The organism is Flavobacterium sp. WC2509, from assembly GCF_052683105.1.
Genome location: NZ_JBQZFG010000001.1, coordinates 2,642,822 through 2,661,405 on the forward strand (window position 1 = coordinate 2,642,822; position 18,584 = coordinate 2,661,405).

At 34.0% G+C, this 18,584-nt stretch carries 18 protein-coding genes; 9 read left to right on the forward strand and 9 right to left on the reverse strand.

Annotated features, from left to right (window positions below):
* Window positions 1-9: 9 nt before the first annotated feature.
* Window positions 10-453 carry a nucleoside deaminase gene (locus tag ACUN3A_RS11025; protein ID WP_445551344.1) on the forward strand — a complete coding sequence of 148 codons (444 nt, stop codon included), beginning with the start codon at window positions 10-12 and terminating at the stop codon, window positions 451-453.
* Window positions 454-460: 7 nt separating this feature from the next.
* Here the strand turns inward: ACUN3A_RS11025 and ACUN3A_RS11030 are convergent, their stop codons facing one another.
* A complete protein-coding gene (locus tag ACUN3A_RS11030; RefSeq protein ID WP_445551345.1) occupies window positions 461-1,294 on the reverse strand; it encodes an AraC family transcriptional regulator in 834 nt (277 codons plus the stop codon).
* Window positions 1,295-1,401: 107 nt separating this feature from the next.
* Between ACUN3A_RS11030 and ACUN3A_RS11035 the strand changes: the two genes are divergently transcribed.
* Window positions 1,402-2,574 carry an MFS transporter gene (locus ACUN3A_RS11035; RefSeq protein ID WP_445551346.1) on the forward strand — a complete coding sequence of 391 codons (1,173 nt, stop codon included), beginning with the start codon at window positions 1,402-1,404 and terminating at the stop codon, window positions 2,572-2,574.
* 234 nt (window positions 2,575-2,808) lie between these two features.
* On the opposite strand, the gene ACUN3A_RS11040 is transcribed toward ACUN3A_RS11035, so the two are convergent.
* Both ACUN3A_RS11040 and ACUN3A_RS11045 read right to left on the reverse strand, forming a co-directional pair.
* Window positions 2,809-4,353, reverse strand: coding sequence for an Rne/Rng family ribonuclease (locus ACUN3A_RS11040; protein WP_445551347.1), 1,545 nt, complete (start codon window positions 4,351-4,353; stop codon window positions 2,809-2,811).
* A gap of 382 nt (window positions 4,354-4,735) precedes the next feature.
* The gene (locus ACUN3A_RS11045) at window positions 4,736-5,026 is read right to left on the reverse strand and encodes an HU family DNA-binding protein (RefSeq protein ID WP_035634379.1); all 291 of its coding nucleotides are present in this window, start codon (window positions 5,024-5,026) and stop codon (window positions 4,736-4,738) included.
* A 133-nt stretch (window positions 5,027-5,159) separates the two neighbouring features.
* Between ACUN3A_RS11045 and mutY the strand changes: the two genes are divergently transcribed.
* From mutY to gldD, 4 genes are all read left to right on the forward strand, one after another.
* Window positions 5,160-6,197, forward strand: a complete 1,038-nt coding sequence (gene mutY, locus ACUN3A_RS11050) for an A/G-specific adenine glycosylase (protein ID WP_445552833.1) — start codon at window positions 5,160-5,162, stop codon at window positions 6,195-6,197.
* 329 nt (window positions 6,198-6,526) lie between these two features.
* Complete coding sequence (locus ACUN3A_RS11055; RefSeq protein ID WP_445551348.1) at window positions 6,527-6,967, forward strand: single-stranded DNA-binding protein; 441 nt, start codon at window positions 6,527-6,529, stop codon at window positions 6,965-6,967.
* 23 nt (window positions 6,968-6,990) lie between these two features.
* A complete protein-coding gene (locus tag ACUN3A_RS11060) occupies window positions 6,991-8,286 on the forward strand; it encodes a gliding motility-associated protein GldE (protein ID WP_445551349.1) in 1,296 nt (431 codons plus the stop codon).
* A gap of 8 nt (window positions 8,287-8,294) precedes the next feature.
* Window positions 8,295-8,858 (forward strand): gliding motility lipoprotein GldD, encoded by a 564-nt coding sequence (gene gldD / locus ACUN3A_RS11065; protein WP_445551350.1) that lies wholly within the window; start codon window positions 8,295-8,297, stop codon window positions 8,856-8,858.
* A 155-nt stretch (window positions 8,859-9,013) separates the two neighbouring features.
* Here gldD and ACUN3A_RS11070 read toward each other — a convergent pair whose 3' ends face one another.
* Entirely contained in the window at window positions 9,014-9,394 is a 381-nt protein-coding gene (locus ACUN3A_RS11070; protein ID WP_445551351.1) for a heavy-metal-associated domain-containing protein, read from the reverse strand.
* Between the two features lie 100 nt (window positions 9,395-9,494).
* Between ACUN3A_RS11070 and ACUN3A_RS11075 the strand changes: the two genes are divergently transcribed.
* On the forward strand, window positions 9,495-10,361 hold the full coding sequence (locus ACUN3A_RS11075; RefSeq protein WP_445551352.1) for a DMT family transporter: 867 nt from the start codon (window positions 9,495-9,497) through the stop codon (window positions 10,359-10,361).
* Window positions 10,362-10,376: 15 nt separating this feature from the next.
* Here the strand turns inward: ACUN3A_RS11075 and ACUN3A_RS11080 are convergent, their stop codons facing one another.
* From ACUN3A_RS11080 to ACUN3A_RS11090, 3 genes are all read right to left on the reverse strand, one after another.
* A complete protein-coding gene (locus ACUN3A_RS11080) occupies window positions 10,377-10,967 on the reverse strand; it encodes an HD domain-containing protein (RefSeq protein WP_445551353.1) in 591 nt (196 codons plus the stop codon).
* 61 nt (window positions 10,968-11,028) lie between these two features.
* Window positions 11,029-12,390, reverse strand: coding sequence for a M16 family metallopeptidase (locus ACUN3A_RS11085; RefSeq protein WP_445551354.1), 1,362 nt, complete (start codon window positions 12,388-12,390; stop codon window positions 11,029-11,031).
* A 61-nt stretch (window positions 12,391-12,451) separates the two neighbouring features.
* Window positions 12,452-13,753, reverse strand: coding sequence for a M16 family metallopeptidase (locus ACUN3A_RS11090; RefSeq protein ID WP_445551355.1), 1,302 nt, complete (start codon window positions 13,751-13,753; stop codon window positions 12,452-12,454).
* Window positions 13,754-14,026: 273 nt separating this feature from the next.
* On the opposite strand from ACUN3A_RS11090, the gene rplU reads away from it, so the two are divergent.
* Both rplU and rpmA read left to right on the forward strand, forming a co-directional pair.
* The gene (gene rplU / locus ACUN3A_RS11095; RefSeq protein WP_445551356.1) at window positions 14,027-14,452 is read left to right on the forward strand and encodes a 50S ribosomal protein L21; all 426 of its coding nucleotides are present in this window, start codon (window positions 14,027-14,029) and stop codon (window positions 14,450-14,452) included.
* 22 nt (window positions 14,453-14,474) lie between these two features.
* Complete coding sequence (gene rpmA, locus ACUN3A_RS11100; RefSeq protein ID WP_100432219.1) at window positions 14,475-14,735, forward strand: 50S ribosomal protein L27; 261 nt, start codon at window positions 14,475-14,477, stop codon at window positions 14,733-14,735.
* 62 nt (window positions 14,736-14,797) lie between these two features.
* On the opposite strand, the gene ACUN3A_RS11105 is transcribed toward rpmA, so the two are convergent.
* Both ACUN3A_RS11105 and ACUN3A_RS11110 read right to left on the reverse strand, forming a co-directional pair.
* Window positions 14,798-16,075, reverse strand: a complete 1,278-nt coding sequence (locus tag ACUN3A_RS11105; RefSeq protein WP_445551357.1) for a PQQ-dependent sugar dehydrogenase — start codon at window positions 16,073-16,075, stop codon at window positions 14,798-14,800.
* Window positions 16,076-16,240: 165 nt separating this feature from the next.
* Entirely contained in the window at window positions 16,241-18,565 is a 2,325-nt protein-coding gene (locus tag ACUN3A_RS11110; RefSeq protein WP_445551358.1) for a patatin-like phospholipase family protein, read from the reverse strand.
* Between the last annotated feature and the right edge of the window lie 19 nt (window positions 18,566-18,584).

Genomic DNA, 18,584 nt, shown 5'->3' on the forward strand with positions numbered 1-18,584 from the left:
TTTTGTTTTATGGAAAACATTTTTACGGACGAGTACTTTATGAAAAAAGCTTTGCAAGAAGCTGAAATGGCTTTTGATAAAGGCGAAATTCCCGTCGGAGCCGTTATTGTGGTTAATAATACCGTCATTGCCCGTAGTCATAATTTAACCGAGTTGCTCAATGATGTAACCGCTCACGCCGAAATGCAATCTATAACTGCTGCTGCCAATTTTCTTGGCGGGAAATACCTGAAAGATTGTACTCTTTACGTTACGCTTGAACCTTGTCAAATGTGTGCAGGGGCTTTGTACTGGAGTCAAATTTCCAAAATTGTTTTTGGTGCTCGTGATGATCAACGTGGCTTTATAACAATGGGAACCAAATTACATCCAAAGACGACAGTAGTTTCAGGAGTTATGGCTAACGAAGCTGCCGATTTAATGAAACGGTTTTTTGTTTCGAGAAGAAAATAAGGTCTTATTATAATTTCTTTATCGCACTAGGTTTTATATTTCGTTGTTTTTTGAAATAATTAGAAAGATGGCTTTCATCAGTAAAACCAAATTCATAAGCAATTTGCTTCATCGATAATTGCTTGTTTAAAATTCTTTTTTCGATTAATTGGACTTTCAATTTGCTAATATAATCTCTGTAGCTGATCGAAAAATTTCGCTTGAAATAAGTTCCAAAATAACTTTGAGAAATATTAAAATGTTCTGCAATAGATTTAATCTGAACCAGTTTTGGTTTGTAGATATTTTGATGGATATAAGAGATTATTTGGTCGTTGTCTATTCCCGAACCTGTGATTTTTATATTCTGTTGTTGTAGACTTTCTTTTATCAACCCAAAAATGGATAAGATTTGGTAGAATGCGATTGGTGAAGTCGAAATGTTGGCTTTGCAATTGTAAGCTCTTATATTATTAATGGTATTTTTTAAAATATTCGCACAAGTTTCATCTAGTTTTAACACATTTTCTTTGAGTGATTTATCACGCATGATGTTCTCTGGAGTATTGAGCAGAAACTCATCACAAGACAATTTCCTATTTGAATTAAAATAGGTGTCGGTGAATTTTATAAAGAAAAAACGAGTCGTTTTTTTTATGTCAAAATAATGTACATCATCTGGTGAAAGCACAAATAGATTTCCTGATTGATACGGAAGTAAGTTGTTATTTAATTGATGAATTCCACTCCCTTTGATAATGTAAATGATTTCGTAATAGGTGTGACTATGTGTAGGTAGGTGGTATTTATCTTCCTCAAATTCATCAATCACTAAAGTGTCAAATTGATTTAATTTTTTCATAGCCTATAGTTGCAAGTTTATATCGCAAAATTACAATTTTTTCGCTGTTATTATGAATAAATTTGCAAAGTAAATGGAGGTTGATTATTAATTTATTTTAGGGAAATATGAAAAAAAGTTTGATATCACTCTCTCTGGGTGGTTTAACGATAGGAATTACAGAGTTTGTGATGATGGGAATTTTACCTGACGTCGCTTCGGATTTAAAAGTTAGTATTCCAATTGCAGGATATTTAATTTCGGCTTATGCGCTAGGAGTGGTTATTGGGGCGCCTTTGTTGGTTATCATGGCTCGAAATTATCCGCCAAAGAAAACGCTTATGGTTTTGGCAGCTATGCTTGCTTTCTTTAATTCTTTATCTATAGTTGTACCGAATTTTGAATTCTTTTTTTTAACTAGATTGTTATCTGGATTACCTCATGGCGCTTTTTTTGGTGTTGGAGCTGTAGTAGCCAGCCGTCTTGCTGATAAAGGAAAAGAGGCTCAAGCAATATCTATTATGTTTGCTGGATTAACAATTGCTAATCTTATTGGAGTGCCTATTGGAACTTATATTGGGCATCATCTTTCCTGGCGTTATACTTTTATTCTAATTGGATTTTTTGGAATACTTACGTTTATTTCTCTTTATTTTTGGATGCCAAATCTGCCTTCCAATGATAGAGTGTCAATGAAAAAGCAAATGAAATTGTTTAAGAAAATTGAAGCTTGGTTAGTGATTCTGATAACAGCTATTGGGGTAGGAGGGTTGTTCTGTTGGATTAGTTATATTGCTCCTTTATTGACTGATATTTCTGGTTTTGATGCTGCCAGTGTGCCTTATATTTTGATATTGGCTGGTGCAGGGATGGTTGTTGGAAATATTATTGGAGGTAAATTAGCTGATTCTTTTCCGCCTGAGAAAACGCTTATCACTTTGTTTTTTGTAATGGCTTTAGATTTGACAATGGTGTTTTTCTTTTCTTATAACCCTTATGTTAGTTTGTTTTTAGTGTTTTCAACGGGATGTATTTCGTTTACTTTTATTGCATCAATCCAAATGTTGATGATTCAGATTGCAGTTGGTGCTGAAATGATCGCTTCGGCAGCTATACAAGCATCATTTAATATTGGAAATGCTTTGGGAGCTTTCTTAGGAGGATTGCCTTTGATTGCGGGATTTAGTTATGCATCGCCTAATTTGATTGGAATAGGAATGTCGTTAATGGGTGTTTTGTTTACTGTGTTGTTGGTGCAGCGCAAGAAAGGAACATTAAAACTTCAAACGGTTGAGATTTAATTAAAAGCTTTATTTTAATATATAGAATCGTCTTTTTTATCTAATGAGAAAGGCGATTTTTTATGCTAATAACTTTTATGCTGTTTTGAAAACGAATGCCCTAGCCCAGATAGTAGTGAAAATCCTTATATGCCGGGGTTAGGCATATAAGATTGTAACGGATAGCTGGATTAAGCTCCTAAAAAAAACAAGACACAAAAAAACCGCCAATCTCACGAAAGGCGGTTTTTGTTTTTATTCTGAAATAACATTTCCTTTTTTATCGTAGAAATGATATTCTAAATACGTGTAAGCGTCACGTGGTATGATTTTCACCCATTTTTTGTGTTCAAAAAACCATTTTGAACGCAATGATGGAAAACCTTTACTGAGGTATGCAGCCACAAACGGATGTACATTAAGAACAACTTTATTGTGGGTTTTTAAAACTCTTTCAAGATCGGAAGCTATCTTGTCAATGATTAATATTGGTGCTTCAATTTCACCATTTTCATTGTTTGGATCTTCTTCTCTTGTTTTGATGTTAACTTCTGGTCTTACTCTTTGTCTGGTAATCTGGACTAGCCCAAATTTACTCGGTGGTAAGATTTTGTGTTTCGCTTTATCGTCGCTCATTTCTTCTCTCAAGAAGTCGAACAAGACTTTACGATTTTCAGGATTAGACATATCGATAAAATCAATTACTATGATGCCGCCCATGTCTCGAAGACGTAATTGTCTAGCGATTTCAGCTGCTGCAATCATATTAACTTCCATGGCAGTATCTTCCTGATTGGTAGCTTTATTAGAACGGTTTCCGCTGTTTACGTCTATAACGTGTAGAGCTTCAGTGTGTTCGATAATAAGGTAAGCTCCTTTACTCATGGAAACTGTTTTTCCAAAGGAAGTCTTGATTTGTCTCTCTATATTGTATTTCTCAAAAATAGGTGTCTCTTTAGACTGATAGAACTTAACAATTGATTGTTTGGATGGTGCAATCTCTTGCACATAATCCTTTGTTTGTTGGTACAACTCTTCATCATCAATCTGAATACCACTAAAGGTATCATTAAATACATCTCTTAATATCGAAGAAGCTCTATTAAGCTCTCCTAATATTTTGGATGGATGATGAGCAGTTGGTAATTTTTTACACATTGCATTCCATCTGCTTAGCAGGTTCTGCAAATCTTTTTCTAATTCTACTGTGCTTTTGCCTTCGGCTACTGTGCGAACAATAACACCAAATCCTTTTGGTTTGACTGATTGTACAAGACGTTTCAAACGTTCCTTTTCTTTTTTGTCTTCTATTTTTTGTGAAATAGAAACTCTATCAGAAAACGGAACCAAAACAATAAATCTTCCAGCTAGAGAAAGCTCAGCGCTTAATCTTGGGCCTTTGGTCGATATTGGTTCTTTGACAACTTGTACCAAAACAGATTGATTGGCGCTAATTACGTCTGTAATTGTGCCGTTCTTGTCTATTTCTTTTTCAAACTGAAAGTTTTTTAGGGAGAAATCTTTTATTTTACCTGCGCTTACAAGTTTTATGAATTTCAGTTGGGAAGCTAAGTTAGGTCCTAAATCGTGATAATGTAAAAAGGCATCTTTTTCGAAGCCAACATTTACAAAAGCAGCGTTAAGTCCAGCAACGGGTTTTCTTATTTTGGCAATAAAAATATCGCCTACTTGAAAGTTGCTTTTCTCTTCTTCCTTGTGTAATTCAATTAGTTTTCCATCTTTTAATAAGGCAAAATCTACAAAATCAGAACTAGAACGAATAATTAATTCTTTGTTCATTTGTAAATTTTTATCCGTACTTATGGGTTGTCGGTTGTTGGTTGTTGGTTGTTGGAAAATCCATCAACTATCAACTGCCAGCCATCAACTTTTCAGCAAGGATGGATTAAACAATAATTAAACAGGTTTTGTACCCGGGGAAAATTAGCTGGCAGTAAGCAGTTTTAAGTTGGCAGTAAACTGATGACTAAAAACTGACCACTGAATACTAAATTTCAATTTCAATGAACGTTTAAAAAAGAAAAAAGTAGTTTAAAACTACTTTTTCTTTTTGTGACGGTTAGCTCTCGCTCTTTTTTTACGTTTGTGCGTCGCTACCTTATGTCTCTTTCTTTTTTTACCACTTGGCATATCTAATAGATTTTATGATTAATTAATAGTGTTATTTTGCTTCGTTGTTCACTTTTACTCCTTCAACAAATACTTTTGCAGGTTTGAAAGCAGGAATGTTGTGTGCTGGTATTTTGATAGTGGTATTTTTGGAAATATTTCTTCCAGTTTTTTCAGCTCTTGTTTTAACGATAAAACTTCCGAAACCTCTTAAGTAAACATTGTCACCAGTTTCTAGTGAGTTTTTTACTTCGTTCATAAAAGTCTCTACAGTTGCTTGAACGTCACCTTTTTCAAGTCCTAATTTTTCTGAAATCTTCGCTACGATATCTGCTTTCGTCATTTTCTTTCCTTTTTATTATGTTGTAATAATTTTTTTGAGTGTGCAAATATAAGAATTAAAAAAACAATAAATCAACCTAAATCGTTAAAATTTAATTACATAAACATTTACTTTTGCTTTCTAAATTTTTATGATGAAATTCTATAATACGCTAATTGATTGGTACTTACAAAATAAAAGAGACTTGCCATGGCGAAAAACAACTAATCCGTATCCAATTTGGCTGTCAGAAATCATGTTGCAACAGACAAGAGTAGCGCAAGGAATGCCTTATTTTTTGTCTTTTACGACAGCTTTTCCAACCGTTTTTGATTTAGCAAATGCACACGAAGAGCAAGTTTTAAAACTTTGGCAAGGATTAGGGTATTATTCTCGTGCTCGAAATTTGCATAAAACCGCTCAAATAGTTGCTCACGAAATGGGAGGAGCTTTTCCTGATAATTATATTGACTTATTAAAACTAAAAGGAATTGGAGAATATACCGCCGCCGCCATTGCTTCTTTTTCCTATAATGAATGTGTTCCTGTGGTCGATGGAAACGTCTTTCGAGTATTATCTCGTTATTTTGATATAAAAACCGATATAGCTCAAGCTTCTGCCAAAAAGGAATTTGCTGCTTTGGCTTTTGAATTGATGCCAAAAGACAATCCAGCGCAATTCAATCAAGCTATAATGGAATTTGGTGCGCTACAATGTGTTCCCAAAAATCCCAATTGCAGTATTTGTGTGTTCAATGACAGTTGCGCCGCCTTGCAAAAAGGGATTGTAGATCAATTACCTGTAAAATCCAAGAAACTCAAAGTTCGAAATCGATACTTTAATTATATAATAGGTATAGACGAAAAAGAAAACACTATCATTCAAAAACGTACGGCCAAAGGAATCTGGCATAATTTATATGAGTTTCCGTTGATTGAAACGGAGAAAGTCGAAGATTTTGACACAATTGCTCAGCAAATTCAAGATTGCTTTCCTGATGAAAATAAAGTCGTAAGTCTATTAGAATATAATTCTGAAAGTATTATTCATAAACTGTCTCACCAACATTTGCATATTAAATTTTGGAAAGCCACCTTAAAAGGAACTCTCGGAAAAGGGTTAGATCTCAAAGCTGTCAAAACATTCCCGTTCCCGATAGTGATTCATAATTTTATCGAAGAGAAATTGTAAAATTAGTTGGGGGTGCCGCTATAAAACAACGGGGCCAATTTATAGGAACGCGTATTTGGCCCCATTGCTTTATAGCGTCGGGCTATACGTGCTACTTCGGTAGCTTACTTCTATCCCTCACCCAAACGGTAGGCTAGGAATTCTATCTTATACTAAATAATTCTAGTTATAAAGATGATTTTTTAAGCAGGCTGTGGTTTTGCTATTGTAGCAATTGATGAATAATCGTTCCTTATATTATATAGTGCCAGGATTTAGTAATTATTTGCAAAATCAAATAATATTAGTTTTTTAAAAATACGTATCTTTGGTAGAAATACCACACAATCATGAATGGATCATTAAATAAAGTAATGCTTATAGGTCATCTTGGGGAAGATGTCAAAATGCATTATTTTGACGGAGGAAACTGTATTGGGAGATTTCAATTGGCTACTAATGAAGTTTACATCAATAAAACGACCAATGAGAAAATTACTTCTACCGAATGGCATACTCTTGTAGTGCGTAATAAAGCCGCTGAAATTTGCGAAAAATACCTTTCTAAAGGTGATAGGATTTATGTAGAAGGGCGCATCAAATCAAGACAATGGCAGGCCGAAGATGGTACGACCAAACATACTATGGAAATACAGGTAACTGAGTTTACTTTTTTGAATGTCAAAAAAGATACGGAAAGTAATAAACCGTTAAGCTCTTCGGAATCCGCAAAAAACACTAACTTTGACCCTCGAAATAACGGTTTGCCTATCAACGACTTGCCGTTTTAATTGTTTAACTAATTTATATCAATTTGGACTCAGGGCCCAGTTTAGAGATAGCATCTCAAGTTGACTTTACTTTAATATTCGGTTTTATCGGAATTGTTATTTTGCTGTTTTTTTCGGCAATAGTTTCTGGTGCCGAAGTCGCATTATTCTCTCTATCACAAAAAGATTTAGAGGATTCTATTCAAAAAAATAATTCGAAAGGAAAAATCATTTCCCATCTTTTAGAAAAACCAAAAAAACTTTTAGCGACATTACTCGTGGCCAATAATTTTATTAATATTGGAGTTGTAATTTTGTTTTCCTTTGTAGGGAAAGATATTTTTGCAGTCATAGAATCACCTGTTTTAAAATTCATAATCGAAGTAATTTTAGTAACTTTTCTATTGTTGCTTTTTGGGGAAGTTTTGCCAAAAGTATATGCTAGCCGAAATAATGTAAAATTCGCCCAATTAATTGCCTATCCTATCTCTGGATTAGATAAAGTCTTGTCGCCTGTAAGTATTCCGATGCGGGAGGTTACCATTTTTTTGCAAAATAAATTGGCAAAACAAAAAACGAATTTCTCAATAGATCAACTTTCACAAGCATTAGAGTTAACATCTACCGATGAAACTTCTAGTGATGAGCAAAAATTATTGGAAGGAATTGTGTCTTTTGGGAATACAGATACCAAACAGGTAATGAGTCCAAGAATTGATGTTTTTGCTTTAGAAATAACAGAATCATTCGCTTCTATTTATCCGAAAATAATAAAAAATGGATTTTCGAGAATTCCAGTTTATCGAGACAATATAGATCAGATTGAAGGCGTTTTGTTTGTTAAAGATTTACTTCCTTATATTAATGATGTAGTTTTTGATTGGACCACGTTATTGCGAGAACCTTTTTTTGTTCCTGAAAATAAAAAATTAGATGATTTGCTGAAAGATTTTCAAAACATGAAAAGCCATTTGGCTGTTGTTGTAGATGAATATGGAGGTACATCTGGATTGGTTTCGCTTGAAGATGTTATAGAAGAAATAGTTGGCGATATTAGTGACGAATTTGATGATGCATTGGTTTATTTTTCTAAAATTGATGATAAAAACTATATTTTTGAAGGCAAAATAAACCTAAAAGATTTCTTCAGAATTATCGATGTTGATGAGGCTGTATTTGAAGGACAAAAAGGAGAGGCGGAAACCTTGGCCGGATTTATTTTGGAGCTGTTGGGAAATTACCCTAAAAAAGGACAACAAATAGTTTTTGAAAACTGTACGTTTGTCATTGAATCAGTAGATCAAAAACGAATCAAACAAATTAAAGTAACGATTGAATAAAATACAAAATGTTTAAAAAAATTATCATACTAGTAGTGTTCTTTACTTTCTTTCTGACTGTGGTTGGATGTAAAAAGGATGTTTTACCAAAACCTTCTAGTTATTTACGATTGGATTATCCCGAAGCGGAATATATTGGTTTTAAAGGAAATTGCCCTTTTGAATTTGATGTAAATTCTAAAGCGATTGTAAAGGAAGATAAAGGGTGCGGTTATTCAATTACGTATCCAAAAATGAAAGCAACTATCTATCTTACTTATAAACCGGTGAGTAGTAATATTAATAAGTTGCTTAGAGATGCTCAAAAATTGACATACGAACATGTTATCAAAGCTGATGATATATTAGAACAGCCTTATATAAATCCAGATAAAAAAGTATTCGGAATGTTTTATCAAGTGGATGGAAATGCGGCAACAAACTCTCAATTTTATGCCACTGATAGTATTAAACATTTTGTTACAGGTTCTGTTTATTTTTATACAAAACCCAATTTCGATTCTATTATGCCAGCAGCCAGTTATATTAAAAACGATATGCAGCGCCTGATGGAAACCTTGAAGTGGAAATAATCTAAAATGCTTGTTGAAAACAGTATTTAGCACGCGAAATGGCACATAGATTATACGGATTGAACAGATTAGAACGGATTTTTACTTGTGTTACGTCATAAAAAAAGCATTCGCCAATGACGAATGCTTTTTTTTGTTTTGGTAAATCAGTCGGTTTAAGACTTCATATTGGATACTTTATATGTCTTTCCGTCACCAGTAGCTTGAACTATTTTAGTTAAATTTTCAGGATTTTGTATTGTTTTGTCAAATGTTACGGTTGCCAGTTTTTTGTCAAAATCAACTTTTGCAGTTTGTACTCCGTCAAGTGCGGTTAATTCTTCCTGGATTGTTGCGGCACAACCTACTGCACAAGTCATTCCTTCTATAGTGAAGCTTGCGGTTTGTAGATTTTCGGTAGCAATTTCCTTTTTTACTTTTGGTGTAGTAGCTTCTGTTGAAGCAGTTTCTGCTTTTACTTCAGTTTTATTGTCTTTACAACTTGCAAAAAATACACCTGAAAGCACTATTACTGCGATTGTTTTTGTGAAGTTCATTATGATGAGATTTTAAGATTTAATGATTTTATCGCAAAAATAATTAAAAAAGGAGTGTTAGTTGCCAAATTTGTTACAATTTTGCGTCAAAATTGAGGTTATGATGTCAAAGCAGTTGAAGTGGGTGTATTTGTTTATTCTTTCGTTGATTTGGGGGAGTTCATTTATATTGATAAAAAAGGGATTAATTGGATTGACGGCTTTGCAATTGGGTTCTTTGCGAATTATATTTGCTGCTCTTTTTTTGCTTTTAATAGGTTTTAAGAGCTTGCTTAAAATACCGCGCCATCAATGGAAATATATAGCGTTGACTTCCTTGTTTGGAACTTTTGTCCCAGCTTATCTTTTTGCTATTGCCGAAACTCAAATTGACAGTTCGATTACGGCTATTTTAAATTCGCTGACTCCATTGAATACTCTGATATTGGGAGCCGCTTTTTTTGGAATTACTTTTAAGAGAAGTCAAATTTGGGGAGTGATTATCGGGCTTTTGGGTTGTTTGCTTTTGGTTTTTAACGGAGCTGTTAATCATCCGGAACAGAACTATTATTATGCAATTTTGGTTTTGATTGCTTCTGTTTGCTATGCTACGAACGTGAATTTGATTAAAAAATATTTATCAGATCTAACTCCTTTGAGTATCACAACAGGGAACTTTTTAATATTGCTTTTTCCTGCTCTGGGTATTTTATTTTTTACTGATTTTTTTGAGGTTGTTCATGTCGAAAAAGTAGAGCATTCGCTTTGGTTTATTCTAATTTTAGGAGTGGTAGGTACTGGAATTGCAAATGTTATTTTCTTTAAATTAATCCAAATTTCATCGCCTGTTTTTGCTACATCGGTTACGTATTTGATTCCGATTGTCGCGTTCTTTTGGGGGGTTTTGGATAATGAGACGCTCACATTTGTTCAATGTATTGGTGCTTTTGTGATTTTAATAGGGGTATATTTATCGGCTAAAAAATAGGTTTATGCAAACGGTTTATTTTTGCAGGAAACCTTTTTTAACGCCTTCGTTTAATAAGTTTTCGGCATAATTCCAAATGGAGCTTGAGCCTTCTTTTATTGCTTTCTTTTTTTCGTAAACTTTATCATAACTCACTCCAAATTCTTTCCAGGTTCCGCCATTATTTGAAATGTTTTGGAGTAATGGTTCAAATCTGTCCATTGATTTAGCGAATTTTGCTTCATTGGTTTGTCCGTCCTCAAATTCTTCCCAAATAGAAATAAATTCATCTGCTTGTTCTTTCGGTAACATTCCAAAAATTCGATTTGCTGCTATTCTTTCTTCATCTGTATTTGAATGGCTTTTCGTAGTGTCGTAAAGAAATGTATCACCTGCGTCAATTTCAACAATATCGTGTATCAGAACCATTTTTAGTACTTTCAAAATATCAACTGGAACATCGGAATGTTCTGCTAAAACAATTGTCATCATTGCTAAATGCCAACTATGTTCTGCGTCATTTTCATTTCTGTCACTATTAAATAGCTTTGTTTTGCGCTGAATATATTTGACTTTGTCTATTTCTTTGATAAAATTGATTTGTTGTAATAAATTGTTTGCTTTCATTATTTATCTTTTTAAAAATGCTGTCTTATATATTGTTATCCACTAATCACTAATATTTTTTTTAAACGGGTTTTTCCAGAGGATTGCCATATTTATCAAAATAGTACATCGGGATTTCTAGTTTTTCTAAATTAGGTGCGATTTCAGATCCTTTTCCGGCGATTACAATTCGGATATTGTCTATTAAGAAATATTTGTTGGCTACACGTAATATATCATCTGTAGTAACGGCATTAATGATCTGGATGTATTTCTCGTAAAAATCGGCAGGAAGTTTTTCGGTTTCTGTGTTCAAAGCGTATCTCGCTACGGCTTGCGGCTTTTCTACTTGCATAACAAATCTGCCAATATAACCAGCTTTAACGGTTTTTAGAACTTCGTCAGTTACTTTTTCGGTTCTGATTCTTTTTATTTCTTTAATAAATTCTACTACAGCACTATGGGTAACTGCGTTTCTTACAGCTGATTTAGCGTAGAATTTTGTAGTATGTTTTCCAGCTCCAATATTAGATCGTGCACCATACGTCCAGGCATTTTTTTCACGTAAATTCATATTCAGATAACTGTTGAAATCGCCACCCAGAATTTGGTTTGCAATTACCGCAGGAAAAAAGTCAGGATCGTTCATTTTTAAATTCACCGTGTTGACTAAGGTGATTTCTGATTGAACTGCATTTGGAACATCTACTAAATTAATTTGTAGATTCGAAGGATTTACTGGTGTGGCGTATGTTGTTTTTGGAATGCTTCTTTTCTCCCAAGTGCCAAATAGTTTTTCTACTGCTGCTTTAACATTGGTAAATTTTACATCACCTACAATTACCAAATAAGCATTTTCGGGAACGAAATAATTGTGGTAATTGGTTTCTACATCGGCGAGTGTAATATTGTTTAGTGTTTTTTTGGTCATGTATTCGCCAGAAGGATGGTTTTTGCCAAAAGCCAAAGCATCAACCAGTCGATTTGCAATTGCAGTTACACTTTTCTCTTCGGCTTTCATGCCTTCAATTAATTTGGCTTTTTCTTTGTCAAATTCTTCTTGAGTGAAATTAGGGTGTAATGCTCCTTCGGCTAATAATTCTAAAATTCTTCCACTGTATTTGGAAAGAGAATTTGCAGTAGCGCCATGAGCACTAAAATTGATGTCGGCACCCAAAAAGTCTATTTCTTCATTGAAGGTTGTTTTGGATATTTTTTTGCTTCCATTTCCAATTAGATTGCTGGTTAATTCATCTACTCCTTTTTTGTCGCCTTCAGCAAATAGTGCATTGTCTAAGGTAAGGTTAAATGTAACTCGCGGTAATTTATGGTTTTCTACCACCAATACTTTCATGCCGTTTGTCAAGGTGAAAGTTTGTGGTTTTTTGATATTGATTATAGGTGATTTTCCTGGTTTGGGTTGTGCGCTATTTTGTACTGACATAATTCCTGTTTATAATAAAAGGATGGATACTATTACTTGTTTTCTAAAGATATCAATTTCTTTAATGAGATGCTTTTGCAGGTAAATAATTCAAAACTAAACGTTGATTTGGATTTAAGTATTTTTGGGCAACGGCTCTTATCTCTTCGCGAGTGATAGAATGATACAGTTCGATTTCAGTATTAATTAGGTTTACGTCTTTATATAATAAGTGATAAGTCGCTAAATTATTAGCAATTCCTTCTATTGTCGAATTTGAATTTACAAAGGTATTGTCAAATTTGTTTTGTAGTTTTTGATAATCATTTTCAGAAATCAATTCAGTCTGAATTTTTATAATTTCTTCGTCGATTTCATTTAATAGGTCAGTAGTTGTAAAATTGCCCATTGGTAAACCATATATGATATACATTCCATAATCTTCTTGGCTAAAACCTACAGCCCCAATTTGTAATGCTGTTTTTTTATCATCAACTATTTTTTTATAGAGTTTAGAGCTTTTTCCATCACTTAAATACGATGAAATTAAATCTAGTACTCTTGCGTCTCTACTCTTCATTGAAGGAGTACGGTAGCTGGTAACTAACATTGGGATTTCAATGTTAGGATCTTCATACGTTGCATGGATGGTTTGAGTAATAGGCTCTTCTGTAAAAGTTTTTTTAGGAGTTATTTCGCCTTTAGCAATTGGTCCAAAATATTGCTCAATCCATTCTTTGGCTTGTTTTTTTTCAAAATCACCTGCAACTACTAAAACGGCATTATTAGGTAAGTAGAATTTTTTATTGAAGGCTTGAAATTCTTCTAATGTCGACGCATCTATATGTTCCATTGATCCAATGGTTGTCCATCGGTATGGATGGTTTTTGAACATGTTTTGTTTTACAGCTGCTAATATGTTGCCATATGGTCTATTGTCGTAGCTGGTTCTTTTTTCTTCTTTAACAACTTCATTTTGTGTATCGACCCCAATTTGGTTGATTATCGGATGCATTAATCTTTCGGATTCCATCCATAGCCCTAATTCTAAATTGTTAGAAGGGAATATTTCATAATAATAGGTACGGTCATCTGTGGTGTTGGCGTTGTTGGTACCTCCGTTTGAAGTGACAATCTTAAACCATTCACCTCTTTTGATGTTTTGGGTGCCTTCAAATAATAAATGTTCAAAAAAATGAGCAAAACCAGTGCGGTCCGGATTTTCGTCTTTGGTACCTACATGATACATAACCGATGTAATTACAACAGGAGCCGAAGCATCATGATGTAAAATAACATGCAGTCCATTGTCTAAATCATATTCTTCGAAAGCTACTTTTTGAGCCGAAGCCACTCCTCCTAACGTTATTGCGTTACCTAACATTCTTGCTATTTTTTTTGCAAAGATTAATAAACTTATTTTCTATTGCTAATTGTTTTGATTTCGTTAAGACAAAAGTAGTTTTTTTATTTAGCGAGTGATTAGTAAATTGAGCATTAACAATATATTAACCATGATTTTAATTAATTTCATAACTATTTAAAATACAGTATGAAATGATTGAAAACAGACTGTAAATATTTTTTGAGCAAAGGATTGCAGGGTAAATATTTAATTGTATATTTGCAACCTTAAAAATTATTAAAACAATTCAGTATGTATGCAATCGTAGAGATAGCAGGGCAACAGTTTAAAGTTAGCAAAGACCTAAAGGTTTACGTTCACCGTTTGTCAAATGAAGAAGGATCAAAAGTATCTTTTGATAAAGTTTATTTGGTAGATGATAACGGATCAATCACATTAGGCGCCCCAGCTATAGAAGGTGCTTCAGTAGAAGCTAAAGTGTTACAACACTTAAAAGGTGATAAAGTTATCGTTTTCAAAAAGAAAAGAAGAAAAGGATACAAGAAAAGAAACGGTCACAGACAATATCTTACACAAATTGTAATTGAAGGTATTACTGCAGGTGGAACAGCTAAAAAAGCAGCTCCGAAAAAAGCAGCTGTTGAAGCAACTGAAGAAGCAGAAGCTCCTAAAGTAAAAAAAGCTCCTAAAGCTAAAAAAGAAGATACACAAGAATAATAACAAAATAAACTAATACGTCATGGCTCACAAGAAAGGTGTCGGTAGTTCCAAGAATGGTAGAGAATCAGAATCAAAACGTTTAGGCGTTAAGATTTTTGGTGGACAAGCTGCTATCGCAGGGAACATCATCGTAAGACAAAGAGGTTCAAAACACAATCCAGGTGAAAACGTTTACATCAGTAAAGATCACACTCTACACGCAAGAGTAGATGGAGTTGTTCACTTCCAAAAGAAAAGAGATAATAAATCTTATGTTTCTATACTTCCATTCGAAGCATAATCATAAGGATTAGATATTGCAAAACCCGTTTCGAAAGAAGCGGGTTTTTTGTTTGTATATTTTTATTTTGTTGCAGTTACCCGCCAAATAGTGTTGGTTTTGTCGTCTGTCATTAATAAATCTCCCTCAGGAGTTACAATTACACCAACGGGTCTTCCGTGAACGATATCTTTATCAGGATCTACAATGAAGCCGGTAAGGAATTCTTCTGATTTGCCTGATGGTTTTCCGTTTTTAAAAGGAACAAATATCATTTGATAACCAGCTATCTTTTTTCGATTCCATGAGCCATGCTGAGCAATAAAAGCACCATTTCTGTATTTTTCAGGAAATGAGGTTCCTGTATAAAAAGCAAGTCCAAGGGATGCTGTATGTGATCCTAAAGCAAAATCAGGAACTATGGTTTTTTTTACTAATTCTGGTTTTATTTCTTTGACCCTTATATCTTCATGCTGACCAAAATAGGCGTAAGGCCAACTGTAAAAAGCATTTTCTTTAACAGAGGTCAAGTAGTCAGGAACAAGATTGTCTCCCAATCCGTCACGTTCGTTTACTACTGTCCAAAGTGTTTTGGTTTTTGGTTCCCAATCCATTCCCACCGGATTGCGAAGACCGGCTGCAAAAACCCTTAAATCAGAACCGTCCGGATTTACTTCCAATATGTTGGCTTTATCAAGTTCGTTTTCAATTCCATTTTCGGCTATATTGGATCCTGAGCCTACAGCAATGTAAATTTTGGAGTTGTCACTATTGGCAATGATGTTTCGAGACCAGTGCCTGTTGTGTTTTCCTGCAGGCAGATCGACAATTTTTTCTCCTTTATCTGTTATTTTGGTTTGTCCAGCTTTGTATGGGTATCGTAAAATAGCATTGGTATCGGCGACATAAAACCAATTGCCGATTACCAACATTCCGAAAGGTTGGTTAAGACCATTATTTTTGGTAAGAAAGGTTTCTCTTAATTCTGGGACGCCGTCTTTGTTGCTGTCTCGAAGCAGGGTGATAATGTCGGCGCTGTGTTTTAGATTATTGGATCTCCAGACACCTTTTAATGTTGCTCCAATTTGTTTGAGTAAGCTGTAATTGGAATTACTTTGGGCAACTAGTATGTCGCCATTTGGTGTTACATACATCCAGCGTGGATTTTTAAAACCATCTGCGTATTTTGTTACAGTAAATCCAGCGGGAGCAATTGGGGTTTCACCATCTTTCCATCCTATAACTTTGGAATAGTTGCCATGAGATTTGGTTGGTGCCCCAAGAGAATCTATTTGGGTTGCGATTTGTCCTATACATAGACAAGGCAATGCAAGTATGAATACAAGAAATATGGTTTTCATAATTATCTAAATTTTAAATACTTATGAAGTTAGTGAAGAGTTTAGATATTCTTATATCATAATTTTGAAAATAATTTATATAATTATTGGATTGTATGATGTATTATTTGCATCCACAAATGGATGATTATTTCAAAGATTTTCTAATGGTAATTTTTGTTAGTTTTAAGGATTGAATGAAAATCCAACGCTAAAAAACAATCTTAGTTTATCAATGTTATTTATCCATGAAGTATCAAAATGGATGGGACCTAAAATTGATTGATAAGAAATAGCTGCGCCACCTGACATTACAAGGCTAGTTTCTAAATTTTTATCCCAATTTCCTTTTGAATTAAATGCGTTGTCAATATATTCGTTAAAATTGCCAAAGCCAACTGTTGCAGCATTAAAATGAGGGGTTAAGTATATTTTTCCTGTCGGATTTATTTGAACGCCAAGCCTAATTCCCATAAATTGTGTAACATTGAGCTCATCTTCATTTAGTCCCGGAAATGAAAAGCGACTACTGCCGGAACTTGGTATAATTCCTCCTAAGAAATATTTTGCAGCATAACCATAATCTGAAAAAGAGGCTTGATCATTTTTAAGTTTGTCTTGAAATATAAAATAAGAATCAAATCCGATCATTCCCGTAATTTTCTTTTTTAAGACTGCTCTTCTTTCGACTGTAAATCCAAATTTAGTATAGCCGTTTGTTGAGTTAGAAAAACTTGTTAAGGTTGGGTCAGAATCAGAAAATGAGATGTTAGCATTTGTAAATAAAGATCGGCTTATATTAGCCTTTAGAATTGTTCCATTTGTGGCAAAGAAAACTTTATCCATGTCATTATAGGAATAATGTAGGTTTATTTCTGAATCATTAAAATTATAGCTGTTAATGTTAAATAAATTTGGGTTGTATTCAGTGTCATATTTTGGTTTTAAATTAGTGTAGTGGTAATTTAAACCAAACCCAACGTAGCTTTTTAATGAATTTAAATTTTTGTTTATCTCATTATTGAATTCAAAAGCATTGTAGAGCATATTGTCTGCAGATTTGCCATCTATAAAAATTTCTTGCCTTAAAAAGGCCCCGTAAAGTTCAGATCCCCACCACCAATCTTTGTTTTTTCCAAAATTTTTCTGAAAATCAATTCTCACTTTTGGTTGTTCTGCAATATCGCCTGTAATAACTAGTCTAGAGGATTCAGCTAGAATATTTCTGGCTGTGTAATTAAGAATTAGTCCAACACCTCTATAAGTATCATAATGTAAAGAGGCATTGACTTGGTTTTTGGCATATTCAAAACCAGTTAATACAATTCCTAGTTTATCTTGATCTGTTATAAAATAGTTATAAGTGATTTGGCTAAAAAGATTAGTCCCCATGGCTCTATTAATGCCGGATATTAAATCTTTGGTGGTGTATTTTGTTTTTGTTTTAAAGTTTGCTCTAGCCATTACCAAAGGAATGTTTTCCTTGCTAATGTTTTTATAAACAATGGTATCGATAATAAATTCATTGGACATCTTTGGGAGTCCATGAGTTCGTTGTTGATATCCTTTTAATTTTTCTGCTAAAGCTACTAAAGCAGGTAGGTTTTGGGTTGTTGCAATTTTACCATCTTTATAGATTTCATCACTTTCTGCAAAATCGGCAGTAGAGAAACGCAAGTTTGGTAGGTGATCTACCAAGATATCGCAGAGTGCTCTGTTTGCTGGATTTTTGATATTACTTGGGAACATACTGGTTTGCATTAATACAGTTGCAAAATTGTTCAGTTTTTCAATGGGCTCCATTCCGCCTCCTACGTCGCTCCCGATTATTATGTCGGCACCCATTTGTTTGGCAATATCTGTTGGAAAATTATTTAGTACTCCTCCATCGACTAAGACCGTTTTTTCATAAGTCATTGGGTTAAAAACGGCTGGTAAAGACATGCTCGATCTCATGGCAAAAGCTAAACTACCTTTGCTTAAAATTACTTCTTTTCCTTCGACCAAATCCGTTGCCATAGCTCGAAACGGTATTGGAAGATTGTCAAAATCTTTAACATTGTAAACCGGAAAGGTTAGTTCCGAAAGGTATTCCCTTAGGTTCTGATCATTCAATATAGAACTAACGCTATTGGGTTTTCCGTCTTTAATCCCAATACCGACCAAATATCTTTGAAATTCTCTTTTTTCTTCAACACTTACCGTTTTTAGTGACTGACCTCCACCTAATAATTTGCTCCAATCGATGTTTTTGGTGATTTTTTCGATACTGTCTCCAGAATAGCCCATAGCATATAAACCTCCAATAATACTTCCCATACTATTCCCAACAATAAGATCGGGAACAATGTGTAATGAATCGAGTTTTTGTAAAAGCGGAATGTGTGCAATTCCTTTTGCGCCACCGCCACTTAGTACTAATACGACTTTTGGTTTTTTATTTTGGGCAAAATTGATTTGAGTAACTATTAAAAAAATGAATAAAAGGAGGAGGGGGAAATTTCTTTTCAAAGCTTCTTGTTTTGAGTTG

What these genes read in the sequence shown, in the direction of transcription:
- ACUN3A_RS11025 (WP_445551344.1), top strand. Translation starts at nt 10, where the DNA reads ATGGAAAACATTTTTACGGACGAGTACTTTATGAAAAAAGCTTTGCAA.
- ACUN3A_RS11030 (WP_445551345.1), bottom strand. Translation starts at nt 1,294, where the DNA reads ATGAAAAAATTAAATCAATTTGACACTTTAGTGATTGATGAATTTGAG.
- ACUN3A_RS11035 (WP_445551346.1), top strand. Translation starts at nt 1,402, where the DNA reads ATGAAAAAAAGTTTGATATCACTCTCTCTGGGTGGTTTAACGATAGGA.
- ACUN3A_RS11040 (WP_445551347.1), bottom strand. Translation starts at nt 4,353, where the DNA reads ATGAACAAAGAATTAATTATTCGTTCTAGTTCTGATTTTGTAGATTTT.
- ACUN3A_RS11045 (WP_035634379.1), bottom strand. Translation starts at nt 5,026, where the DNA reads ATGACGAAAGCAGATATCGTAGCGAAGATTTCAGAAAAATTAGGACTT.
- mutY (WP_445552833.1), top strand. Translation starts at nt 5,160, where the DNA reads ATGAAATTCTATAATACGCTAATTGATTGGTACTTACAAAATAAAAGA.
- ACUN3A_RS11055 (WP_445551348.1), top strand. Translation starts at nt 6,527, where the DNA reads ATGAATGGATCATTAAATAAAGTAATGCTTATAGGTCATCTTGGGGAA.
- gldD (WP_445551350.1), top strand. Translation starts at nt 8,295, where the DNA reads ATGTTTAAAAAAATTATCATACTAGTAGTGTTCTTTACTTTCTTTCTG.
- ACUN3A_RS11070 (WP_445551351.1), bottom strand. Translation starts at nt 9,394, where the DNA reads ATGAACTTCACAAAAACAATCGCAGTAATAGTGCTTTCAGGTGTATTT.
- ACUN3A_RS11075 (WP_445551352.1), top strand. Translation starts at nt 9,495, where the DNA reads ATGATGTCAAAGCAGTTGAAGTGGGTGTATTTGTTTATTCTTTCGTTG.
- ACUN3A_RS11080 (WP_445551353.1), bottom strand. Translation starts at nt 10,967, where the DNA reads ATGAAAGCAAACAATTTATTACAACAAATCAATTTTATCAAAGAAATA.
- ACUN3A_RS11085 (WP_445551354.1), bottom strand. Translation starts at nt 12,390, where the DNA reads ATGTCAGTACAAAATAGCGCACAACCCAAACCAGGAAAATCACCTATA.
- ACUN3A_RS11090 (WP_445551355.1), bottom strand. Translation starts at nt 13,753, where the DNA reads ATGTTAGGTAACGCAATAACGTTAGGAGGAGTGGCTTCGGCTCAAAAA.
- rplU (WP_445551356.1), top strand. Translation starts at nt 14,027, where the DNA reads ATGTATGCAATCGTAGAGATAGCAGGGCAACAGTTTAAAGTTAGCAAA.
- rpmA (WP_100432219.1), top strand. Translation starts at nt 14,475, where the DNA reads ATGGCTCACAAGAAAGGTGTCGGTAGTTCCAAGAATGGTAGAGAATCA.
- ACUN3A_RS11105 (WP_445551357.1), bottom strand. Translation starts at nt 16,075, where the DNA reads ATGAAAACCATATTTCTTGTATTCATACTTGCATTGCCTTGTCTATGT.